29 protein-coding genes are annotated in these 19,752 nt (G+C 42.5%); 21 read left to right on the forward strand and 8 right to left on the reverse strand.

The window, feature by feature from the left end; all coding sequences use genetic code 11:
- The first annotated feature begins 21 nt into the window (after nucleotides 1-21).
- Nucleotides 22-336, forward strand: a complete 315-nt coding sequence (locus L1266_RS12815; protein WP_054554401.1) for a Bor family protein — start codon at nucleotides 22-24, stop codon at nucleotides 334-336.
- The gene (locus L1266_RS12820) at nucleotides 333-656 is read left to right on the forward strand and encodes a Bor/Iss family lipoprotein (protein ID WP_054554400.1); all 324 of its coding nucleotides are present in this window, start codon (nucleotides 333-335) and stop codon (nucleotides 654-656) included. The genes L1266_RS12815 and L1266_RS12820 overlap by 4 nt, the downstream gene beginning before the upstream one ends.
- Here L1266_RS12820 and L1266_RS12825 read toward each other — a convergent pair whose 3' ends face one another.
- Genes L1266_RS12825 through L1266_RS12840 form a run of 4 tightly spaced genes read right to left on the reverse strand, consistent with a single transcriptional unit; the run spans nucleotide 657 to nucleotide 4,520 of the window.
- Nucleotides 657-1,895, reverse strand: a complete 1,239-nt coding sequence (locus tag L1266_RS12825; protein ID WP_138601053.1) for an ABC transporter permease — start codon at nucleotides 1,893-1,895, stop codon at nucleotides 657-659.
- Entirely contained in the window at nucleotides 1,888-2,595 is a 708-nt protein-coding gene (locus L1266_RS12830) for an ABC transporter ATP-binding protein (protein ID WP_138618388.1), read from the reverse strand. The genes L1266_RS12825 and L1266_RS12830 overlap by 8 nt, the downstream gene beginning before the upstream one ends.
- Nucleotides 2,595-3,761 (reverse strand): efflux RND transporter periplasmic adaptor subunit, encoded by a 1,167-nt coding sequence (locus L1266_RS12835; RefSeq protein WP_054554397.1) that lies wholly within the window; start codon nucleotides 3,759-3,761, stop codon nucleotides 2,595-2,597. Before L1266_RS12835 ends, L1266_RS12830 begins: the two co-directional genes overlap by 1 nt.
- Before the next feature lie 48 nt (nucleotides 3,762-3,809).
- Nucleotides 3,810-4,520 (reverse strand): YIP1 family protein, encoded by a 711-nt coding sequence (locus L1266_RS12840; RefSeq protein ID WP_054554396.1) that lies wholly within the window; start codon nucleotides 4,518-4,520, stop codon nucleotides 3,810-3,812.
- 170 nt (nucleotides 4,521-4,690) lie between these two features.
- Here L1266_RS12840 and L1266_RS12845 point away from each other — a divergent pair, with 170 nt between their 5' ends.
- Nucleotides 4,691-5,584, forward strand: coding sequence for an aldo/keto reductase (locus tag L1266_RS12845; protein WP_138601069.1), 894 nt, complete (start codon nucleotides 4,691-4,693; stop codon nucleotides 5,582-5,584).
- A gap of 65 nt (nucleotides 5,585-5,649) precedes the next feature.
- Here L1266_RS12845 and L1266_RS12850 read toward each other — a convergent pair whose 3' ends face one another.
- From L1266_RS12850 to L1266_RS12865, 4 genes are all read right to left on the reverse strand, one after another.
- A complete protein-coding gene (locus L1266_RS12850; RefSeq protein ID WP_054554395.1) occupies nucleotides 5,650-6,327 on the reverse strand; it encodes a TorF family putative porin in 678 nt (225 codons plus the stop codon).
- Between the two features lie 288 nt (nucleotides 6,328-6,615).
- On the reverse strand, nucleotides 6,616-7,782 hold the full coding sequence (locus L1266_RS12855) for a hypothetical protein (RefSeq protein WP_235377658.1): 1,167 nt from the start codon (nucleotides 7,780-7,782) through the stop codon (nucleotides 6,616-6,618).
- A gap of 151 nt (nucleotides 7,783-7,933) precedes the next feature.
- On the reverse strand, nucleotides 7,934-8,134 hold the full coding sequence (locus L1266_RS12860; RefSeq protein WP_138618382.1) for a helix-turn-helix transcriptional regulator: 201 nt from the start codon (nucleotides 8,132-8,134) through the stop codon (nucleotides 7,934-7,936).
- Nucleotides 8,135-8,142: 8 nt separating this feature from the next.
- The gene (locus L1266_RS12865; RefSeq protein WP_138618380.1) at nucleotides 8,143-8,562 is read right to left on the reverse strand and encodes a hypothetical protein; all 420 of its coding nucleotides are present in this window, start codon (nucleotides 8,560-8,562) and stop codon (nucleotides 8,143-8,145) included.
- 230 nt (nucleotides 8,563-8,792) lie between these two features.
- Here L1266_RS12865 and L1266_RS12870 point away from each other — a divergent pair, with 230 nt between their 5' ends.
- The 18 genes from L1266_RS12870 (at nucleotide 8,793) to rplQ (ending at nucleotide 19,493) form a co-directional block, all read left to right on the forward strand.
- Entirely contained in the window at nucleotides 8,793-10,736 is a 1,944-nt protein-coding gene (locus L1266_RS12870; protein ID WP_138618378.1) for an AsmA family protein, read from the forward strand.
- A 275-nt stretch (nucleotides 10,737-11,011) separates the two neighbouring features.
- Nucleotides 11,012-11,380: a 50S ribosomal protein L14 gene (rplN, locus tag L1266_RS12875; RefSeq protein WP_010378257.1), complete on the forward strand. Its 369-nt coding sequence runs from the start codon at nucleotides 11,012-11,014 to the stop codon at nucleotides 11,378-11,380.
- Between the two features lie 10 nt (nucleotides 11,381-11,390).
- A complete protein-coding gene (gene rplX / locus L1266_RS12880; RefSeq protein WP_054554391.1) occupies nucleotides 11,391-11,705 on the forward strand; it encodes a 50S ribosomal protein L24 in 315 nt (104 codons plus the stop codon).
- A 16-nt stretch (nucleotides 11,706-11,721) separates the two neighbouring features.
- Nucleotides 11,722-12,261 (forward strand): 50S ribosomal protein L5, encoded by a 540-nt coding sequence (gene rplE, locus L1266_RS12885; protein ID WP_058586187.1) that lies wholly within the window; start codon nucleotides 11,722-11,724, stop codon nucleotides 12,259-12,261.
- Between the two features lie 10 nt (nucleotides 12,262-12,271).
- Nucleotides 12,272-12,577 carry a 30S ribosomal protein S14 gene (gene rpsN / locus L1266_RS12890; protein WP_054554389.1) on the forward strand — a complete coding sequence of 102 codons (306 nt, stop codon included), beginning with the start codon at nucleotides 12,272-12,274 and terminating at the stop codon, nucleotides 12,575-12,577.
- A 21-nt stretch (nucleotides 12,578-12,598) separates the two neighbouring features.
- Entirely contained in the window at nucleotides 12,599-12,991 is a 393-nt protein-coding gene (rpsH, locus tag L1266_RS12895) for a 30S ribosomal protein S8 (RefSeq protein WP_054554388.1), read from the forward strand.
- A gap of 13 nt (nucleotides 12,992-13,004) precedes the next feature.
- Complete coding sequence (gene rplF, locus L1266_RS12900; protein WP_054554387.1) at nucleotides 13,005-13,538, forward strand: 50S ribosomal protein L6; 534 nt, start codon at nucleotides 13,005-13,007, stop codon at nucleotides 13,536-13,538.
- A 9-nt stretch (nucleotides 13,539-13,547) separates the two neighbouring features.
- Nucleotides 13,548-13,898 (forward strand): 50S ribosomal protein L18, encoded by a 351-nt coding sequence (gene rplR / locus L1266_RS12905; RefSeq protein ID WP_036974021.1) that lies wholly within the window; start codon nucleotides 13,548-13,550, stop codon nucleotides 13,896-13,898.
- A 9-nt stretch (nucleotides 13,899-13,907) separates the two neighbouring features.
- Nucleotides 13,908-14,414, forward strand: coding sequence for a 30S ribosomal protein S5 (gene rpsE / locus L1266_RS12910; RefSeq protein ID WP_036974018.1), 507 nt, complete (start codon nucleotides 13,908-13,910; stop codon nucleotides 14,412-14,414).
- A gap of 3 nt (nucleotides 14,415-14,417) precedes the next feature.
- Complete coding sequence (gene rpmD / locus L1266_RS12915; protein WP_016710201.1) at nucleotides 14,418-14,600, forward strand: 50S ribosomal protein L30; 183 nt, start codon at nucleotides 14,418-14,420, stop codon at nucleotides 14,598-14,600.
- Nucleotides 14,601-14,604: 4 nt separating this feature from the next.
- Complete coding sequence (rplO, locus tag L1266_RS12920) at nucleotides 14,605-15,039, forward strand: 50S ribosomal protein L15 (RefSeq protein ID WP_054554386.1); 435 nt, start codon at nucleotides 14,605-14,607, stop codon at nucleotides 15,037-15,039.
- A 10-nt stretch (nucleotides 15,040-15,049) separates the two neighbouring features.
- Nucleotides 15,050-16,378, forward strand: coding sequence for a preprotein translocase subunit SecY (gene secY, locus L1266_RS12925; RefSeq protein WP_036974013.1), 1,329 nt, complete (start codon nucleotides 15,050-15,052; stop codon nucleotides 16,376-16,378).
- Between the two features lie 22 nt (nucleotides 16,379-16,400).
- Nucleotides 16,401-16,514 (forward strand): 50S ribosomal protein L36, encoded by a 114-nt coding sequence (gene rpmJ / locus L1266_RS12930; protein WP_002959476.1) that lies wholly within the window; start codon nucleotides 16,401-16,403, stop codon nucleotides 16,512-16,514.
- Between the two features lie 128 nt (nucleotides 16,515-16,642).
- Nucleotides 16,643-16,999: a 30S ribosomal protein S13 gene (gene rpsM, locus L1266_RS12935; RefSeq protein WP_036974011.1), complete on the forward strand. Its 357-nt coding sequence runs from the start codon at nucleotides 16,643-16,645 to the stop codon at nucleotides 16,997-16,999.
- Between the two features lie 13 nt (nucleotides 17,000-17,012).
- Entirely contained in the window at nucleotides 17,013-17,399 is a 387-nt protein-coding gene (gene rpsK / locus L1266_RS12940; protein WP_036974009.1) for a 30S ribosomal protein S11, read from the forward strand.
- A gap of 21 nt (nucleotides 17,400-17,420) precedes the next feature.
- Nucleotides 17,421-18,041: a 30S ribosomal protein S4 gene (gene rpsD / locus L1266_RS12945; protein WP_036974007.1), complete on the forward strand. Its 621-nt coding sequence runs from the start codon at nucleotides 17,421-17,423 to the stop codon at nucleotides 18,039-18,041.
- Between the two features lie 24 nt (nucleotides 18,042-18,065).
- On the forward strand, nucleotides 18,066-19,052 hold the full coding sequence (locus tag L1266_RS12950; RefSeq protein WP_004589198.1) for a DNA-directed RNA polymerase subunit alpha: 987 nt from the start codon (nucleotides 18,066-18,068) through the stop codon (nucleotides 19,050-19,052).
- Between the two features lie 39 nt (nucleotides 19,053-19,091).
- Nucleotides 19,092-19,493, forward strand: a complete 402-nt coding sequence (gene rplQ, locus L1266_RS12955) for a 50S ribosomal protein L17 (RefSeq protein ID WP_004589197.1) — start codon at nucleotides 19,092-19,094, stop codon at nucleotides 19,491-19,493.
- The last annotated feature ends 259 nt before the right edge of the window (nucleotides 19,494-19,752 follow it).

Below are 19,752 nucleotides of genomic sequence, written 5' to 3' on the forward strand. Positions count from 1 at the left end.
ACTCAGACAAAGGAACTACTCATGAAACAAATGGCCTGTATGCTGCTTGCCTTATCGGTGACAGCGTGTTCATCAGTCACCATAGTGCCAGAAAAAACAACCAATAAATTAGCCACTAAAGCTGATTACCAAGATAGCCGCCCATTCTTTTTGTGGGGCCTCGTTGGTGAAGAGCGCGTTGATGTAAAGGCTATTTGCCAAGATAAAAAAGTTGCCCAAATGCAATCGCAACAAACATTCGCTGATGGCGCATTAGGACTCGTTACACTCGGAATTTATGCTCCTCACACAGTAAAAGTATGGTGTGAGCAACAAGCACAGGAGCAACAATTATGAAAAGCCTACTAGCAACAACTGTGTTAGTGGCAACCTTAAGTGGTTGCACAAATATCTACTTTGATAATGGCAGTGCTGCACAAGCCAATAAAGCGCCTGCAACAGAGCAATGGCATCATAACTTTGCCGCGGCGCTTTACGAAGGTTCAGAGCCTGTAGACTTATCAGAGGAGTGCCCTGATTCCGAATGGCAAACTGTTCACACTTATAAGTCGTTCACCAATGGTTTAGCTGAAGCTGCAGTAAACCAAGTTGGGCCTATTTGGTACCCGAAAACAGTTGAAATAAGCTGCGCTCAAGTACCTTATAAGCCAGACTAGTTATTCATAACGCAGTGCATCAATTGGGTTTAAGCGTGCAGCTTTAATAGCGGGCGCTAAGCCAAACACAATACCAATCAATGAAGTAAAGCCAAATGACAGCATAATCGCCCAACCCGGTATGTAGGCATCTGGCATGCTCGGCACTAAAACTGAAATTAGTGCCGCAGCACCGTAGCCTATCGCTAAACCAATTAAACCACCAAACAGTGATAGCACCACAGCTTCAACTAAAAATTGCAGCATAATAAAACCAGGTGTTGCCCCTAATGCTTTTAAAGTGCCGATCACACGCGTACGTTCTGTTACCGAAACCAGCATGATATTCATCACTCCGATACCACCAACTACCAGGCTGATACCTACGATCCCCGCGGTAATTGCGGTTGCACTTCCGGTAAATTTATCGATATTAGCACGGGCTTTTTCGGCGGTTTCAAATTCAAAGTCGTCATCTTCACCGTCTTTCAGTTTATGTAATTGACGTAAGATGCGGCGAATTTTAGCCAGTACTTGCGCTTCGTTAGCATCGTCTTTCAACCGAAACATCATTTGTACATTGGTATCAACACTGCCGCCTTCTAGCGCACTCATGGTACTTATCGGAATATTGATGTAATCGTCTTGGTCAAAACCTAATAAACTACCTTGTTTTTCAGCAACACCAATAATGCGAAACCACTCACCACCGAGTTTGATATATTCACCTACAGGGTTTTCTGGCAGGTTAAGCTTTTCGATAATTGAAGGGCCAATAAACGCCACTCTACGGCGTTTTGCATCATCTTCTGCGCGAATAAATCGGCCGAGTTCTGGGTAGGTACGGTAAGCTTTTTGGTAGTCTTGCTCTGTGCCCATTACCCGTGAAGCATGGCTTTTATTGCCATACTCTGCTGCACCCGAAAAGCGCCAAGTAAACATAAGCGCAGTAAAGGTTTCAGCTTCTTTCACGCGTGCTTTTAGAGTTAGAAAGTCGCTGTAGGTTAACTTTGCTTGTTGCCCTACCATTTCTTTTTCTACGCTAGTGTAAGGCTTTATATTGGTGACATCTGGAGACATATCAGCTAGCTGATCATTAATTTGCTTGGTAAACCCTTGCATTACTGCTACCACGGTCACAACTGCAGCAACACCAATAATAATGCCCAAGCAGGTAAGGGCACTACGCATTGCATTGGCTTTAATTGCCATCAGTGCTGCTTTTGTGCCTTCCATTACAGCGATAGCAGATTTAAACATGTTGTCTTGCTCCTTCGCCTTTGCGGGTATCACTAACAACTTTGCCATCAACTAAACGAATAACACGTTGGCAGTGATCAGCAATATCTTGTTCGTGAGTAACCAAAATAATGGTGTGTCCTTCGTTATGAAGCTCATCAAACAGCGCCATGATTTCAGTGGTGGTTTTACTATCTAGGTTACCGGTAGGCTCATCACCAAGTAGAATATGGGGCTTAGTAACTAGTGCGCGAGCTATAGCGACACGTTGACGTTGACCACCAGAAAGTTGGCTTGAAAGGTGATTCACCTTATCGCCAAGACCAACCCGTTGTAATGATTCGAGCGCTTGTTGCTTTCGCTCTTTGGCTGAGATAAATCGATACACTAAGGGCTGCATAACATTTTCAAGGGCGGATGCTCTTGGTAATAAATTGAAACTTTGAAAAATAAAGCCAACACTTTCATTACGCTGATGAGCAAGCTCCGTTTCGGTCATGCGCTTTACGAGCTTATCTTTTAAATAGTAGTCACCACTGGTGGGAGTATCTAAGCAGCCAAGCAAGTTCATCAGGGTTGATTTACCTGAGCCGGAAGGGCCAATAATGGCAACATACTCATTTTGAGCAATTTCAATATTAATATCATCAAGGGCTTTGAAAACTTGTTCGCCCATTTTGTATTGTTTATTGATATTACTGAGTTTGATCACCACAGACATTAGCTAGCACCTTTTTCAGGGCTGTTTTTAACGGCTACCGTATCACCCTCTTTTAGTGAGCTAAGTGGTCTAGCTGGGCCGATAACAATACGATCTCCTTTTGCAACACCGCTGGTTAGTGCTTGTTCGATATCTGAAGAAATACCTACCGTAACAGCTGTTTTAGTTACTGTGTTATCTGCGTTAAGCTTCCAGACAAAGTAGCTATCATCCTCTTTTTGAATAGCTTCAATAGGCAGTTTTAAGCCGTTTTCGGCAATGCTTGTGGCGATTTCTGCGCGGCAGCTCATTCCGGCATAAAGCTGGCGGTCAGTGGCATCAAGCAGTACCTTGACTTTAAATGATAAGCCTTGTGAACCAGCTTGATTTTTTGCTGATGTGCCAATGTTTATGACTTTACCAGTAAAAGGTTGATTTGGGTAAGCGGCAGCATAGATATCTGCATGTTGGTCTAGTTTGATACCGGCAATATCGGTTTCATCCACTCGAAGTTCGGCTAATATTGCGCTGGGGTCAGCTACTAGCATCAAGTCTGAGCCAATAATGTTGGTTGTTCCCGCAATAACGGTTTCACCTTCTTTAATATTTACCGAAGCAAGTAGGCCACTCATTGGAGCGCGAAACACGCTTTTATTTAAACGGTCTTCAGCAATCAATAGTGATGCTTGGGCTTGGTTGTAAGCTTCACGTTTTGCTTCAATATCTATTTTTGCTAAATCGCGGGCATTTTGTAGGTTTTCATACACTTCTTGGCCAGCAAGGCCAACTTCATAAAGCTCTTTTTGGCGGCTTAATTGGCGCTCAATATTTTTTAATCGGGTTTCGCTATGTTTAATATCGATTTCGGTCGCACGAAGCACGGCTTTATTGCGGGCAACTTCAGATTCAAACGCGGTCGTATCTAAGCGCATAAGAATATCGCCTTCAGTGACACTTTCACCTTCTTCTACAAATACTTTAGCTACACGGCCAGTCACTTCTGAGCGCAGTTGCACTTGGGTGTTAAAAACTAGGTTACCAGAGGCTAAAATTGAATCGGCAATATTGCCTTGTTCAACCTCTGCAATATGCATTTCTGGTGCATCTTTATTGCCTGTGACTTGTTTTGAGATTAGTAAAGCGACAAATGCCGTAACAGCGAGGCCAATTATAATGGCTTTTTTCATCTTTCTTCCTTGGAAGTTAAGAGCGGCATATTGCCGCTCAAAGCAGAATTAAACGAGAGCGATTACAGTCCAAATACCGTAAATAACAATACTTGGTAAGGCTGCAAACAGTAGCGCCTTATTGAAAGTGAAATTAGTCCAGCTCTTTAAACCGATAGCTGCGATGAAAATACCCCAAATAGAAAAGATATTGAGACTTTCAAGTAAGGTGTAGAATGGGTGGCCAATTTCTAAACCAATTAAAAGTTGGTTAATCGAAGCATAGTTAAATAACGTCTGTGAGATTTGGTCGGTACTCGCAGTTAATACTAAGATGAGTAAACCTAGGCTTGAAATAATCATTGGCATCATAGTCCACACACCAAAGCCATACCACGCACCATAGCCATAATTAGCTTCTGGGTCTTGCTTAGATACAAATAGGTAGTAGCCTGCCATTAGAGCATTAATAACAGCCAAACCAATAATGCCACCAAACATAGCAAACCATACTTGCATATCTATGGTTTGCTCCATGCTTTGGCGAATCATTTTTTGTTCTGCAATGGTGGCATCAACACTGGCCGCTGCCACTTGTTGATCGATTAAAAACTGCGGGTCAGCCTTATTGTAAAAAGCAAACATGCTGGCAGCGAGAATGCCGGCAAGTAAAATAAAGGCAACAAAAGACCAACCTTTTGCTTCTTTTAAACCATTAAAGGCTTTGCTTGGGCTGATAAAAATATCAACCAAAGCAGTCATAACATTTGACGATTTCATTTTTTATTCCTTGTTTTATAACATTTGTTTTTAGGTACTAAAATATCCTGTTTAGTAACAAATTAGCAATCTATTTTGTAACTGTATGTTAACAGCTGTGATTGGTAAATCTGTGATATGGTTAAAGAGTTAATTTGAGTCGAATTTATTAGGAAAAGTAGGTCGTTATGGTGAATAACAATGATCGTTGTATTGATGAGTTGGTATTAGGGTTCTGGCGTTTGCTAGATTGGCAGATAACGCCCCAGCAATGCTTAAGTTTTTTAGAAAATGCAATTGAAATGGGGGTGTCACATACCGATCACGCTGACATTTACGGTGAATACGGTTGTGAAGCTGAATTTGGTAAAGCACTTAAACTAAAACCAAGTATTCGTGATGAAATCAAAATAATCACAAAGTGTGGTATCAAGCCTGCGTTTGCAAGCCTAGGGCTACAAGGCAAAGCAAATCATTATGATTCAAGTGCCGCGCATATTATTGCCTCGGCACAGCAGTCACTTAAAAACTTCAGCACTGATCGTTTAGATGTATTACTTATTCATCGCCCTGATTACTTGATGAACGCCGATGAAATGGCACAAGCATTTAATACCCTAAAAGCAAATGGTGATGTGCTTGACTTTGGTGTATCTAATTTTACCCCATCGCAACTTAGCTTGTTGCAGTCGCGTTTAGACTTTGAGCTTGTGACTAATCAAATTGAGTTTTCACCTTACGAGATGAAAGCCCTTGATGATGGCAGCTTAGACCAATGCCAATTACTTGATATCAAACCTATGCTTTGGTCTCCATTAGCTGGGGGTCGCTTATTCTCAAGTGAAGATGAAAAAGCGGTGCGTTTACGTGCAGTGTTGGAGCAGGTTGGGGCTGAAATTGGCGCCACAGCCATTGATCAGGTTGTTTATGCTTGGCTGTTAATGCACCCAAGTGCACCGTCTGTGGTACTTGGTACGGGTAATATTGAGCGTGTTAAATCAGCTGTTGACGCTAAGCAGCTTACTATGAACCGTGAACAATGGTATCGCATTTGGCAAGGCTCAACTGGTCATAGTGTACCATAAGTGTATTGATATAAATGAGAAAAGGGCCTTAACGGCCCTTCGTGTTGCAGCAAGTAACACATTCTTTATAAAGTGAAGTCAACCGCGTAAGCGACGTACACTTTTACATCTGAACCATCAATGTCGTTGTCTGAAAGACCGAAAGTAAAGCCGTCTTTCGACACTGAAACACCGTAGTCGATGATGTCATCATCACCAATGAAATCCCCTGAGTAATGACCTAAGTGAAGGGCCATTTCTGCACCGGTACTGCCAACTGGGAAACTGTAGTCAGCATTTAAATAAAGTGAATCACCAAAATCTGTACCGTCACCGCTTGCTGCTGATGTTGCTAGGACAGCTGCACCAAAGGTGAAACTACCCATGCTAATGCTACCGTAGATTTCTGAGAAGTCTGCATCTGTGTAAGACGCTGCATCTGGGTATGCATAATAAATGTAGCCAACATCGTAGCTAAAGGTTTCATTGATTTCACCGCCAAAACCAGCATAAAGGTCTAGCTCGTAAGTCATGTCGTCAGCCCAGCTAGCATTCGATACCCAAGTACCCGCATAAAAGCCAGATTCACTTGCGTAGTCGATACCACCTTGGATTGCAGCATCACCACCGCCTTGCTCTTGACCACGCCATAAGTAGTTTGAAGTTGCCGCAGCGTTTGCTGTGACTTCTGCATAGCTATATGTTGAGCTCAAAGTTAATAGCGCAAGGGCGCTTGCTGCGACCGTTTTTTTTAGTTTTAGCATGTTTCTGTATCCTGTTGTTATGTTGATTTTGTCCCATTTTCAGATTGCAGTCTGGTTATTATTTGAGGACATTTTCTATGTGTTGTCTGGATACGATATTGCACTGGTTGTGCCAAGTTAATTTCTAACGGGATATTTTATGCTTAAAGGCTTTAAAAACAGGCTTTTAAACTTGTTTAATTGTGAAAAGGATGGTTATTTGAATTGTTCATGCGCACATGTGTGGTGCAAAAAATAACCCGGTTGCACAATTGCGAAGCAACCGGGTTTTGCTTATTTGAGAGTAACTTAGCCGAAAATTGCACGCATTAGACTAATGGTTTCTTCAACACTGCGGCCTTTTTCTACTTCACTGATGATTGAATCGCGCTTAGCTTTGATATGTTCAGGGATATCATCATTTGCTAATGCTCGGTCTACCAGTATCTCTGCTGATTCTTTGCCACGGCGTACGGTCTTTTTACCTGCTGAGCTCGTGGTACTCTTAGGTTTGTTTAACAACTTAATATAGTTAGAGTTATCAGCGGTACTTTTATCTGCATAATAAAACAAGTTAGGCAATAGGGCTTTGATTTCAACCAGAGATTGTTCAAGCTCATTTGCTGCACTGGCCATTTTGAACCAAGGCATGCTATGTATTGCTTCGACAACATCTTGCCAGTAGCGCTCAAAATCACGGTTATTAAGCTTAGTAATGCCTAATGCCGCACAAAGGGCATCAAGTTTACTATTTACGATTGGTGTAAACACGTCAGGTCGGCGCATCGCAAGCAAGCGAGTAGCAGGAGCAAGCGTTGGCTTTTCATCGCTGCCATTAAATGCCATGAAGTAAGCAACCATAAAATGCTGATAATGTTCTTGCGTTACTTCACCCTCAAGTGGAATGTGTGCAAGCGCCTCATCGAACGCACCTGGTAAATCACTCAACATTTGGTGGAAACCTTTCGCGTTCTTAGTAGAAGCAAACCATTCAACGTCGAAGTTATAGCTACTTGGATCAAGCGAGGCACTGTGTTTACCTGAAAACGCTAAACGGTCTTCTGGGATCATCTCTTTTAGGGATTGCGATTTAATTGCAGCAATGTACTTAGCTAAGCGTAGTTGCTCATCAAGGGCTACAAGCTCTTTATGCTGCTCGATGAAGCCTGCAATAACAGGCCATGGCGCAACCCTTAATGTTTTTAGCTGCAAAAAGCTGATTGCAGAAATTAATAAGTCATGAAGTTTTTTAAGAGTGGGTAATTGCTTATCTTCTAACAGATCGTAGTTAATGCGATCGCGGCTTGCACTTAATAGCTCATAGCACCAACCTAAAAAGTCTTCAGGGTGGTTTTCTACTTTAACTGCCATAAGGTTTAAGCTGATATCAGAGGCTTGCTTGAGAATATTTTGATAAATTTGACTTTCTTGCTCGCCAAGCGCCATTTTTGACGGTGAAATAAGCAGTTTCTTCATGCTTAATCGATACTCCAGTTTTGACCAAATTGGGTTGTTTAATTTTAGTACACAGGGTGCAAAAACAACAGGGTCGTGCATCATACCGAAGTAATGAAATGATGCAATCTTACTGATAATTTATAAGTAAGATTGCGACTGACGTGGTTTATTAATCATGGTCATCGAGTGTAAATAATTGCTCAACACTGAGTTCAAAGTGAGCAGCGATTTTTAACGCGATAATCACTGAGGGTATAAAGCGGCCTGTTTCAACTGTGCTAATGGTTTTACGTGATACTGCAATAGCATCAGCAAGTTCTTGCTGCGATAATCCCTTTTCTTTGCGGAATTTAGCGATATTATTTTGCACTTTTATACCTAGTCTCTACTTTGCCAAAGAATTGATACGCCATATATCAAACACATCAAGGCAAGGTAAAATGTGGCCATCATGCTATGAGATACATTTAAAGCAAGTTCATCAGACAATAAAAAAATAGCCCCCATGCTAAAAAGTAATCCAAGCACAACATGTTTATAAGCGATGGTATCAATCGTATTTAAAAATTCATCCTTATAAGTAAGGCGATAACCAAGTTTCCATGTAAATCCCCCTCTAATCACAAACATAAAGAAAGATCCTAAAAATGCGGCAACACCAATAAATAGTAAAAATACAGATGTTTGCTTGAGCATTGGGTAAACACTAATAATTAATAACGTGACTCCCATGAATATTGAAAACCATTCGTTATGACTCATAAACTTTTCTTCCGTTTTGATATCTTGCTTAGACATAATCGTTTCCTTTTATTTTAAACTCAAATGTAACCTACAGGTATCAATGTAACCCTAGGGTATCATACGGTCAAGATCTTTTTGTAACCTATAGGTATCAAAAAGTTTCAGCGCTGATTCATATTCTTGTACCTAAGCTTGTTTACAAACCTTTTTGTGTGTTCGGCAATGCAATTGCGCCTAACTCCCGCTATGATAAGAACATTGTTTGCCCATTTTTAAGGATGATTATGAAAACCTTACTGAAAATTGTTGGTGTCATCTTCGTATTACTGATTGCATTGGTAGTCGCAGCACCATTCCTAATACCTACAGACGCGATATTTAATAAAGTATCGGAGCAAGTAGAACAAACCACAGGTCGTAGTCTGACTATTAATGGCGATAAAAAACTGTCGGTATTTCCATCATTAAAACTCGAATTGAATGATGTGCACTTTGCCAATATGCAAACTGGCTCGCAAAAAGATATGGCAAGCATGCAGCAACTTGCTATCCGTATCCCGTGGATGTCGTTATTTGGCGGTGAGTTTAAGCTCGATAAATTCGTTATTAACGAACCAACAATTTTGTTAGAAACCGATAAAAATGGTAAAGCAAACTGGCAATTATTTGATGCGGTTGCTGAGCAACCACAGACAGAGCAGCAAAAGAGTTCTGGCGCTGTTAACTTACCAGATAACTTTGATATCGAACTTGGTGAAGTAGCAATCTACGGTGGTACTTTCACTTATCTAGATGGTAAAACCGGGGCAAAGCAACAGATAAGCGATTTAGAGTTAGCCATCTTATTACCTTCTCTTCGTAAGACCTTAGAATTAAAAGGCGGTATTACCTATATGGGTGAGCGCTTTGATTTAGATGTCACCCTAGATACACCTGTTAAAGCGATTGAAGGCGAAACCTTTAATGTAAGCACTGAGGTTGATTCACGTTTAGTCGATTTAAATTTTAAAGGTGCAATTGCAGAAATGGGTAATGACGTGCAAGGGCTTCTTTCTGTCAGTGGTGACTCAGTAAAAAATATTGCGAGTTGGCAAGGTGTTGAGCTTAATGCAAAAGAAAATGCGTTTAATGCCTTTAATGTAAAAGGTTCGATGCACCTAAAGGGACAGCAGTTTAAGCTTACTGAGCTACTTGCCACCCTCGATGAGCTGCAAATTAAAGGTAAAAGCGATATTAAGCTTGGTGAACGTTTAGCTGTGAATGCCGATATTGATTTGGGCATGCTTGATTTAAACCCTTACCTACCAGAAGGCGTAGCTAAACAAGAGCAAGCAGAGCCTGCAGCAGATGCGCCAGCACAACCAATTGTTTGGGATGATACTGCAATTGATATGAGCGGCTTAAATGCACTTGATGCAAATGTAGTCGTGCGTTCAAGTGGCTTACAAGCAAATGATATTACCCTTGGTGAAAACCAGTTAACGGTGAACCTAAAAAATGCAGTGGCAAAAATCAGTCTAGACAAGTTTGTTGCTTATGAAGGCAATGGTAAAGGTGTGATAACCGTTAACGCCAAGCAAACACCTTATAAAATTAGTACTAACTTTTCTTTAGATAAAATTGATGCACAGCCATTACTAACTGATGCGGCTGGTTTCGATAAGTTAATGGGTAAAGGCTCTCTAAATTGGGATCTAACGACCACAGGTCAAAGCCAAAAGAGCTTTATCAATGCTTTAAATGGTAAGTTAGGCTTTGAGTTTGCTGATGGTGCGGTAAAAGGGGCCAACATTGCAGAGATGGTTCGTAAAGCAAAAGAGCTTATCAAAGGTAACTTGAGTGCAGTATCAGAAGGTTTAGATACAGGCTTTGATAACTCACAGCAAACAGACTTCTCGGCATTGCAGGGCAGTTTTGTATTCACTAACGGTGTTGGTGAAAATAAAGACCTATCACTACTTAGCCCGCTTATTCGCATTACAGGCTCAGGTAAAGTTGATTTACCTATGACGAATGTAGACTATCGCTTGGTAACGGGGATTGTTGATTCAATCGAAGGGCAAGGCACGACCGATGACAGTACCGGCTTTAAAATTCCACTGCGTATCAAAGGTCCATTCCATGATGTTGGTTATAGCCTAGATGTCAGTGATGCGGCTAAAGAAGAAGTCAAAGAAAAAGCTAAAGATAAAATCAAAGACAAATTAAAAGGTCTATTTGGTAATTAATAAAAATTTAATTAAAGTCAAAAACAGGGCGCATTTGCGTCCTGTTTGTTTTATAATCAATAACAAACCAGCAAGCTGCTGTAATTCCTCAATGCAAGCATTGCGATTAATTCCAAATTAATTAAAAAATAACCTACCACTTCCTTGCCATTGCTGCTACAATTGCCCGCCCTTAAGAGACAACTTGCTTGTTTTTTGAGTGGAATTTAACCGAAATGTCTTGATTTTAAACAAAATTAAGGCGCGTTGTAATTTCTACACCGGAGGTCATTAACATGATCCAAATGCAAACTCAGCTGGACGTTGCTGATAACAGCGGCGCTCGCAAAGTGCAGTGTATTAAAGTCCTTGGCGGTTCGCACCGTCGCTATGCAGCGGTTGGCGATATCATCAAAGTTTCTGTAAAAGAAGCTATTCCTCGCGGTAAAGTGAAGAAAGGTGATGTTAAAAACGCGGTAGTTGTGCGTACTAAAAAAGGCGTTCGTCGTCCGGACGGTTCTTTGATCCGTTTCGATAGCAATGCGGCTGTTATCTTAAACGATAACTTACAGCCAATTGGTACTCGTATCTTCGGCCCTGTGACTCGTGAACTTCGTACTGAAAAGTTCATGAAAATCGTTTCACTAGCACCAGAAGTACTATAAGGAGTCTATCATGGCAGCAAAAATCCGTCGTGATGACGAAGTAATCGTACTAGCAGGCAAAGACAAAGGTAAGCGCGGTAAAGTGCTTTCAGTTGTTGCTGAATCTGGTCGAGTATTTGTCGAAGGCATCAACTTAATCAAGAAGCACCAAAAGCCTGTTCCTCAGTTGAACCAAGCTGGCGGTATTGTTGAGAAAGAAGCGTCTATCGACGTATCAAACGTTGCGATCTACAACTCGGAAACGGGTAAAGCAGATCGTGTAGGTTTCAAGATTGAAGATGGTAAGAAATTACGTATCTTTAAATCTACTGGTAAAACTATCTAATAGTTGGAGTAGAATGATGGCGAAACTGCATGAAGTATATAAAGACAAAGTAGTTGCTGAGCTTCAAGAGAAGTTTGGTTTCAGCTCTGTCATGCAAGTCCCTCAGATCGAAAAGATCACATTAAACATGGGTGTGGGCGAAGCTCTAGCTGACAAGAAGATCCTAGATAACGCTGTTGCGGATCTAGAAGCAATCTCTGGTCAGAAACCTCTAATCACTAAAGCACGCAAATCAGTTGCTGGCTTCAAAGTGCGTGAAGGCTACCCAATTGGTTGTAAAGTAACCCTACGTGGCGAGCGTATGTGGGACTTTTTTGAGCGTTTGGTTTCAATCGCTATCCCACGTATCCGTGACTTCCGTGGTGTAAGTGCTAAGTCTTTTGATGGACGTGGTAACTACAGCATGGGCGTACGTGAGCAAATCATCTTCCCAGAAATCGATTATGATAAAGTAGACCGTGTTCGCGGTTTAGATATCACAATCACTACTTCTGCGAAAACAGATGATGAAGGCCGTGCGTTGTTAGAAGCGTTTAACTTCCCATTCAAGAAATAAGGGTAGGGTTATGGCAAAGAATTCTATGAAAGCGCGCGAAGCAAAGCGTGCGAAATTAGTTGCTCAGTTCGCTGAAAAGCGTGCGGCACTAAAAGCTATCATCAGTGATGTTAATACATCTGACGATGATCGTTGGGACGCGGTATTAAAGCTACAAGCTTTACCACGTGATTCTAGCTCTTCACGTCAACGTAATCGTTGTAACGTTACGGGCCGCCCACATGGTTACCTTCGCAAATTCGGCATGAGCCGTATTAAAGTTCGCGAAGCAGCTATGCGCGGTGAAATTCCTGGCCTTAAAAAGGCTAGCTGGTAATAGTATCACGGGAGTAAGACTATGAGCTTGCAAGATCCTATTGCGGATTTGTTTACACGTATCCGTAACGGTCAGTCAGCGAAGAAAGTATCAGTAACGATGCCAACTTCAAAACTGAAAGTAGCAGTAGCTAAAGTATTAAAAGATGAAGGTTATATCGCAGATTACGCTGTAAGCGGTGAAGCGAAGCCTGAGCTTTCTATCGATTTAAAATATTTCGAAGGCAAAGCTGTTATTGAAAACATCCAGCGTGTTAGCCGCCCTGGTCTACGTATCTATAAGAAACGTGACGAATTACCAAAGGTAATGGGTGGTCTTGGTATCGCTATCGTATCAACTTCTAAAGGCCTAATGACAGACCGCGCAGCACGTAGTGCCGGCGTTGGTGGTGAGATCATTGGCTTTGTAGCTTAATCGGAGGGGAACTATGTCTCGCATAGCAAAGGCACCAATCAATGTTCCTGCCGGTGTAGAAGTTACATTAAAAGGCCAGGACATCACAGTTAAAGGCAAAAACGGTGAATTAACTCGTACAATCAACGACGCTGTTGAAGTACAAGTTAACGACAACGTTATTACAACTTTACCTCGTGAAGGCGTAGCTAATGCATGGGCACAAGCAGGTACTGCTCGCGCTCTAATCAACAACATGGTTGTTGGTACGCATGAAGGTTACGAGAAGAAACTTCAGTTAGTAGGTGTTGGTTACCGTGCAGCAGCTAAGGGCAAAGTATTAGACTTAACTCTTGGTTTCTCACACCCAGTGAATTTCGAAGTACCAGAAGGTATTACGATTGAAACACCAAGCCAAACAGAAGTTCTAGTTAAGGGCGTAGACAAGCAGTTAGTTGGTCAAACAGCTGCTAACATCCGTGCATACCGTAAACCTGAGCCTTATAAAGGTAAAGGTGTTCGTTACGCGGACGAGAATGTACGCCGTAAAGAGGCTAAGAAGAAGTAAGGTAAGACGATGGATAAAAAAACAGCTCGTCTACGTCGTGCTAAGCGCACTCGTAGAAATTATATTGAACAAGGCACAACGCGTCTTGTTATCCACCGCACGCCACGTCACATTTACGCTCAAGTAGTTACTGCTGAGGGTACTGTACTGGCTGCTGCTTCTACTGTTGAAAAAGCAATTAGCGAAACAGTTAAAGGCACAGGTAACGTTGCAGCTGCTCAAGCAGTTGGTAAAGCGGTTGCTGAACGTGCAGCTGACAAAGGCATCGAAAAGATTGCTTTTGATCGCAGTGGCTTTAAATATCACGGCCGTGTGAAGGCGCTTGCTGATGCAGCGCGTGAAGCCGGTCTGCAATTCTAGGAGTAGACAATGGCTAACGTAGAAGCAAAGCAACAACAGCCTGATTTGGCTGAAAAGCTAATCGCGGTAAACCGTGTGTCTAAAGTGGTTAAAGGTGGTCGTATCTTTAGCTTCACTGCACTAACAGTAGTTGGTGACGGCGCAGGTAAAGTAGGTTTTGGTTATGGTAAAGCACGTGAAGTTCCAGCTGCTATTCAAAAAGCAATGGAAAAAGCACGTCGCAACATGATCAGTGTAGACCTTAACGGTAACACGCTACAGCACCCAATCAAGGGTCGCCACGCGGGTTCTAAAGTATACATGCAGCCTGCTTCTGAAGGTACAGGTATCATCGCCGGTGGTGCGATGCGTGCAGTACTAGAAGTAACTGGTGTACAGAACGTATTGTCAAAAGCATACGGTTCAACTAACCCGATCAACATCGTTCGTGCAACGATTGCTGCTCTAGAGAACATGAACTCTCCAGAGTCAATCGCTGCTAAACGTGGTCTTAGCGTTGACGAAATCACGGGGTAAACCATGGCTAATAAAACTGTAAAAGTAACACAAGTAAAGAGCTCTATCGGTCGTTTACCGAAGCATAAAGCTACATTACGCGGTCTTGGTCTACGTCGTATCAATCACACTGTTGAGTTAGAAGACACAGCATGTGTGCGTGGTATGATTAACCAAGTTTCTTACATGGTAAAGGTTGAGGGTTAATTCGATGCATTTGAATACACTTTCACCTGCTGCTGGTGCAAAAACTGAAAAGAAACGTCTAGGTCGTGGTATTGGTTCTGGTCTTGGTAAGACTGGTGGCCGTGGTCATAAAGGCCAAAAATCACGTTCTGGCGGTAAAGTACGCGTTGGTTTCGAAGGCGGTCAAATGCCTATGCAACGTCGTCTACCTAAATTTGGTTTCACTTCACGTAAATCATTAGTATCTACTGAAGTTAACCTTTTTGAAATCGCTAAAGTTGAAGGCGATGTAGTAGACGTAAACGCGTTACAAGCAGCTGGTCTAGTTAAAAAGAACATCCAGTTCGTTAAAGTAGTTAAATCTGGCGAAGTTTCACGCGCAGTTACCGTTAAAGGTCTTAAAGTGACTAAAGGTGCTCGCGAAGCTATCGAAGCTGCCGGAGGCAAGGTAGAAGACTAAGGAAGTACTAATGGCTAAACCAGGTCAAGATATGAAAAGTGCACAAAGTGGGCTTTCGGAATTGAAGCGTCGATTACTATTTGTATTAGGTGCTATCATTATTTACCGTCTAGGTTCATTCGTGCCGATCCCTGGGATTGACGCCGCTGTACTTGCCGATTTCTTCGAGCAACAAAAGGGCACCATTGTTGAAATGTTTAACATGTTCAGCGGTGGTGCGCTTGAGCGCGCTTCAGTGTTAGCACTGGGTATTATGCCGTACATCTCGGCTTCGATTATTACGCAACTATTAACGCATATGTATCCGCCGTTTATAGAGCTTAAGAAAGAAGGTGAGCAAGGGCGTAAGAAAATTAGCCAGTACACACGCTACGGCACGCTTGTGCTTGCTACAATCCAATCAATCGGTATTGCTACTAGCTTACCGGGCATGATGGACGGGTTAGTTGTTAACCCAGGTATCGGTTTCTACTTCACTGCTGTAGTGAGTTTAGTAACTGGTACTATGTTCCTAATGTGGTTGGGCGAACAAATTACAGAGCGTGGTATCGGTAACGGTATCTCAGTTCTGATTTTTGTTGGTATTGTAGCTAACCTGCCGTCTGCTATTGGTTCGACAGCCGAAATGGCGCGCCAAGGTGATCTGAATGTACTTGTACTGTTATTGATTGCTGTAATCGTATTCGCTGTTACTTACCTAGTTGTATTCTTTGAACGTGGCCAACGTCGTATCGTCGTTAACTACGCAAAGCGTCAACAAGGTCGTCAGGTATTTGCTGCTCAAAGCACGCACTTACCACTGAAAGTAAACATGGCGGGTGTTATTCCACCAATCTTTGCTAGCAGTATAATTCTGTTCCCTGGTACAATTGCAAGCTGGTTCGGCCAGGGTGAAGGTCCGGTCGCTGATGTGCTACAAGCAATCGCTACAACGTTGACTCCAGGTCAACCTTTATATGCGATGGTTTTAGCTGCGGCTATTATCTTCTTCTGCTTTTTCTACACCGCGTTGGTATTTAACCCGCGTGAAACAGCAGATAACCTGAAAAAATCTGGCGCATTTATCCCAGGTATTCGTCCAGGTGAGCAGACATCTAAATACATTGATAAAGTGATGACACGCCTGACATTGGCAGGTGCTTTGTATATAACCTTTATCTGTCTGGTGCCCGAATTCATGACTATGGCATGGCAAACGCCATTCTATTTCGGCGGTACATCAATTTTGATTATCGTTGTTGTAATCATGGACTTTATGGCACAAGTACAGACGCATCTGATGTCACATCAGTATGATTCTGTGCTGAAAAAAGCAAACCTTAAAGGCTACGGTCGATAAGGTCATTTTACGGAGTTGAGCAATGAAAGTACGTGCTTCCGTTAAGAAAATATGCCGTAACTGTAAAGTTATTAAACGTGCTGGTGTAGTACGCGTAATTTGCAGTGAGCCTAAGCACAAGCAAAGGCAAGGCTAATTAAACAGTCGTGCAGGCTGAGTTATTTACTCGGCCTGTGTTTTTAGTTGTGATTTGGTCTTCGTTTGAGTATCCTTACGGGCTTTTCAAACAGATGATTACCAAATTCAAATATAGGAGATGTGTTAGTGGCCCGTATCGCTGGCATTAACGTCCCTGATCATAAACACGCAGTTATCGGTTTAACTGCTATTTATGGCATAGGTAAGACTCGCTCTAAGGCTATCTTAGCAGCGACTGGTATCGCCGAGACCACAAAAATCGGTGAACTTTCAGACGAAACACTTGACGTATTGCGTGAAGCAGTTGGCAAGTACACTGTAGAAGGTGACCTTCGTCGTGAAGTTACATTAAATATCAAGCGCCTTATGGACCTTGGTTGTTTCCGTGGCCTACGTCACCGTCGTTCGTTACCACTACGTGGTCAACGTACTAAGACTAACGCGCGTACTCGTAAGGGTCCTCGCAAGCCTATCAAGAAATAAGGTGGGGTAGATTATGGCTAAAGCACCAATTCGTCGTAAGAAGGTTAAAAAGCAAGTTGCTGATGGTATGGCTCACGTTCATGCTTCTTTCAACAACACTATTGTAACAATTACCGACCGTCAAGGTAATGCACTATCTTGGGCAACAGCAGGTGGTTCAGGTTTCCGTGGTTCACGTAAATCTACTCCATTCGCGGCTCAGGTTGCTGCAGAGCGTGCAGGTACTGCTGCTCAAGAATACGGTTTAAAAAATCTAGAAGTTTTCATCAAAGGTCCAGGTCCAGGTCGTGAATCTGCTGTACGTGCTTTGAATGCTGCTGGTTACCGTATCACCAACATCACTGACGTGACGCCAATCCCTCATAATGGTTGTCGTCCACCGAAGAAACGTCGCGTTTAACAATAGGTTAGGAGAAATAACATGGCAAGATATTTGGGCCCTAAGCTCAAGCTGAGTCGTCGTGAAGGTACTGACCTGTTCCTTAAGAGCGGCGTAAGAGCTATCGACTCTAAGTGTAAACTTGAGACTGCACCTGGTCAGCACGGCGCTCGTAAAGGTCGCTTATCTGATTACGGTTTACAGCTACGTGAAAAGCAAAAAGTACGTCGTATCTACGGTGTATTAGAAAAGCAATTCCGTAACTACTACAAAGAAGCTGCTCGCCTTAAAGGTAATACAGGTGAAAACTTGTTACAGCTTTTAGAGCAACGTTTAGACAATGTTGTATATCGCATGGGTTTTGCTAGCACACGCGCTGAAGCACGTCAGTTAGTAAGCCACAAAGCGATTTTAGTTAATGGTCGTGTTGTGAACATTCCTTCATACGTAATTACTCCAGAAGATACTGTTGTAATTCGTGAGAAGTCAAAAACACAAGCACGTATCATCGCTGCTCTAGAGTTGGCTGAGCAACGTGAAAAGCCGACTTGGGTTGAAGTTGACGGTAAGAAAATGGAAGGTAGCTTCAAGCGCCTACCTGAGCGTTCAGATCTGTCTGCGGACATTAACGAACAACTAATCGTCGAACTTTACTCTAAGTAAAGTTAAGAGTTAAGAGAGGATAAAATGCAGGGTTCTGTTACCGAATTCCTAAAACCAAGGTTAGTCGATATCGACGCTATCAACCCAACGCGTTCTAAAGTAGTTTTAGAACCATTAGAGCGTGGCTTTGGTCACACTTTGGGTAATGCCTTACGCCGTATACTGTTATCATCTATGCCTGGATGTGCAGTAACTGAAGTAGAAATCGACGGTGTATTGCATGAGTACAGCGCGAAAGAGGGCGTACAAGAAGACATCATTGAAATTCTGTTAAACCTTAAAGGTCTAGCAGTAACTTTAGAAGGCAAAGATGAAGTTTTTCTGACCCTGACTAAATCTGGTGTAGGCCCTGTGACTGCGGCTGATATTCAGCACGATGGTGATGTAACTATCGCCAACCCAGATCACGTTATCTGTCACCTTACGACAGATAGCAGCGAGATCAGCATGCGTATTCGTGTTGAGCGCGGTCGCGGTTATGTGCCGGCATCTAGTCGTTTATCCTCTGATGACGATGAGCGTCCAATTGGTCGTCTGCTGCTTGATGCATCATTCAGCCCAGTTGAACGTATTGCGTACTCGGTTGAATCAGCCCGTGTTGAGCAACGTACAGACTTAGACAAGTTAATCATTGATATGGAAACAAACGGCACTCTAGATCCTGAAGAAGCGATCCGCCGTGCGTCTACTATCTTAGCTGAGCAATTAGATGCATTCGTAGATTTACGTGATGTAACTGAGCCAGAAGAGAAAGAAGAGAAGCCAGAATTCGATCCTATTCTGCTTCGTCCAGTTGATGATCTTGAGCTAACAGTACGTTCAGCAAACTGTTTGAAAGCCGAGCAAATTCAATATATCGGTGATTTAGTTCAGCGCACTGAAGTTGAGCTTCTTAAAACGCCTAACTTAGGTAAGAAGTCTCTAACTGAAATTAAAGACGTGCTAGCTTCACGTGGTCTTTCTCTAGGTATGCGCCTAGAAAATTGGCCGCCTGCAAGCCTAGCTGAATAATCTAAATCACTATATTAGTTTAGTTAGAAGGATAGGGTCATGCGCCATCGTAAGAGTGGTCGTCAATTAAACCGTAACAGCAGCCATCGCAAAGCGATGTTCAGCAACATGGCTGGTTCTTTGGTGAAACATGAAATCATCAAAACAACTTTGCCTAAAGCTAAAGAGTTGCGCCGTGTAATTGAACCTTTAATCACACTGGCTAAGACTGACAGTGTAGCAAACCGCCGTTTAGCGTTTGCTCGCACGCGTGATAATGAAGTAGTTGGTAAATTATTCAGCGAAATCGGTCCACGTAATACAGACCGTCCTGGTGGTTACACTCGTATTCTTAAGTGTGGCTTCCGTGCTGGTGATAATGCACCAATGGCTTATATTGAACTAGTTGGTCGCCCAGCGACAAACGAAGAAGTTCAAGAAGACGCGCAGTCTGCAGAGTAAGTCGTAAAGACACCAAAAAGCCGAGCTTATGCTCGGCTTTTTACTTTCTAAAATTCACTACTAAAAATTCACTCTCAATAAAACAGCTCTATCAACCCTAAACATTACCATGCAATCTTGAAGCACCTAGCACCTAGTACTTCATCACACAAGTTCTGACTAGTTGAGGGCACCATAAGCCCTCTGAAGTTTTTCACGAGCTAATTCAACATTAAACATCCAGTTTATACTTGTTCTTTCTTTATTCCGGCTCCATTCC

Source organism: Pseudoalteromonas sp. Cn5-37, from assembly GCF_021532495.1.
In the GTDB taxonomy this organism is placed as follows: Bacteria; Pseudomonadota; Gammaproteobacteria; order Enterobacterales; family Alteromonadaceae; genus Pseudoalteromonas; species Pseudoalteromonas simplex.

Bases quoted from the DNA above. Each gene is read 5' to 3' on its own strand.
- L1266_RS12815 (WP_054554401.1), top strand. From the start codon at position 22: ATGAAACAAATGGCCTGTATGCTGCTTGCCTTATCGGTGACAGCGTGT.
- L1266_RS12820 (WP_054554400.1), top strand. From the start codon at position 333: ATGAAAAGCCTACTAGCAACAACTGTGTTAGTGGCAACCTTAAGTGGT.
- L1266_RS12825 (WP_138601053.1), bottom strand. From the start codon at position 1,895: ATGTTTAAATCTGCTATCGCTGTAATGGAAGGCACAAAAGCAGCACTG.
- L1266_RS12830 (WP_138618388.1), bottom strand. From the start codon at position 2,595: ATGTCTGTGGTGATCAAACTCAGTAATATCAATAAACAATACAAAATG.
- L1266_RS12835 (WP_054554397.1), bottom strand. From the start codon at position 3,761: ATGAAAAAAGCCATTATAATTGGCCTCGCTGTTACGGCATTTGTCGCT.
- L1266_RS12840 (WP_054554396.1), bottom strand. From the start codon at position 4,520: ATGAAATCGTCAAATGTTATGACTGCTTTGGTTGATATTTTTATCAGC.
- L1266_RS12850 (WP_054554395.1), bottom strand. From the start codon at position 6,327: ATGCTAAAACTAAAAAAAACGGTCGCAGCAAGCGCCCTTGCGCTATTA.
- L1266_RS12855 (WP_235377658.1), bottom strand. From the start codon at position 7,782: ATGAAGAAACTGCTTATTTCACCGTCAAAAATGGCGCTTGGCGAGCAA.
- L1266_RS12865 (WP_138618380.1), bottom strand. From the start codon at position 8,562: ATGTCTAAGCAAGATATCAAAACGGAAGAAAAGTTTATGAGTCATAAC.
- L1266_RS12870 (WP_138618378.1), top strand. From the start codon at position 8,793: ATGAAAACCTTACTGAAAATTGTTGGTGTCATCTTCGTATTACTGATT.
- rplN (WP_010378257.1), top strand. From the start codon at position 11,012: ATGATCCAAATGCAAACTCAGCTGGACGTTGCTGATAACAGCGGCGCT.
- rplX (WP_054554391.1), top strand. From the start codon at position 11,391: ATGGCAGCAAAAATCCGTCGTGATGACGAAGTAATCGTACTAGCAGGC.
- rplE (WP_058586187.1), top strand. From the start codon at position 11,722: ATGGCGAAACTGCATGAAGTATATAAAGACAAAGTAGTTGCTGAGCTT.
- rpsN (WP_054554389.1), top strand. From the start codon at position 12,272: ATGGCAAAGAATTCTATGAAAGCGCGCGAAGCAAAGCGTGCGAAATTA.
- rpsH (WP_054554388.1), top strand. From the start codon at position 12,599: ATGAGCTTGCAAGATCCTATTGCGGATTTGTTTACACGTATCCGTAAC.
- rplF (WP_054554387.1), top strand. From the start codon at position 13,005: ATGTCTCGCATAGCAAAGGCACCAATCAATGTTCCTGCCGGTGTAGAA.
- rplR (WP_036974021.1), top strand. From the start codon at position 13,548: ATGGATAAAAAAACAGCTCGTCTACGTCGTGCTAAGCGCACTCGTAGA.
- rpsE (WP_036974018.1), top strand. From the start codon at position 13,908: ATGGCTAACGTAGAAGCAAAGCAACAACAGCCTGATTTGGCTGAAAAG.
- rpmD (WP_016710201.1), top strand. From the start codon at position 14,418: ATGGCTAATAAAACTGTAAAAGTAACACAAGTAAAGAGCTCTATCGGT.
- rplO (WP_054554386.1), top strand. From the start codon at position 14,605: ATGCATTTGAATACACTTTCACCTGCTGCTGGTGCAAAAACTGAAAAG.
- secY (WP_036974013.1), top strand. From the start codon at position 15,050: ATGGCTAAACCAGGTCAAGATATGAAAAGTGCACAAAGTGGGCTTTCG.
- rpmJ (WP_002959476.1), top strand. From the start codon at position 16,401: ATGAAAGTACGTGCTTCCGTTAAGAAAATATGCCGTAACTGTAAAGTT.
- rpsK (WP_036974009.1), top strand. From the start codon at position 17,013: ATGGCTAAAGCACCAATTCGTCGTAAGAAGGTTAAAAAGCAAGTTGCT.
- rpsD (WP_036974007.1), top strand. From the start codon at position 17,421: ATGGCAAGATATTTGGGCCCTAAGCTCAAGCTGAGTCGTCGTGAAGGT.
- L1266_RS12950 (WP_004589198.1), top strand. From the start codon at position 18,066: ATGCAGGGTTCTGTTACCGAATTCCTAAAACCAAGGTTAGTCGATATC.
- rplQ (WP_004589197.1), top strand. From the start codon at position 19,092: ATGCGCCATCGTAAGAGTGGTCGTCAATTAAACCGTAACAGCAGCCAT.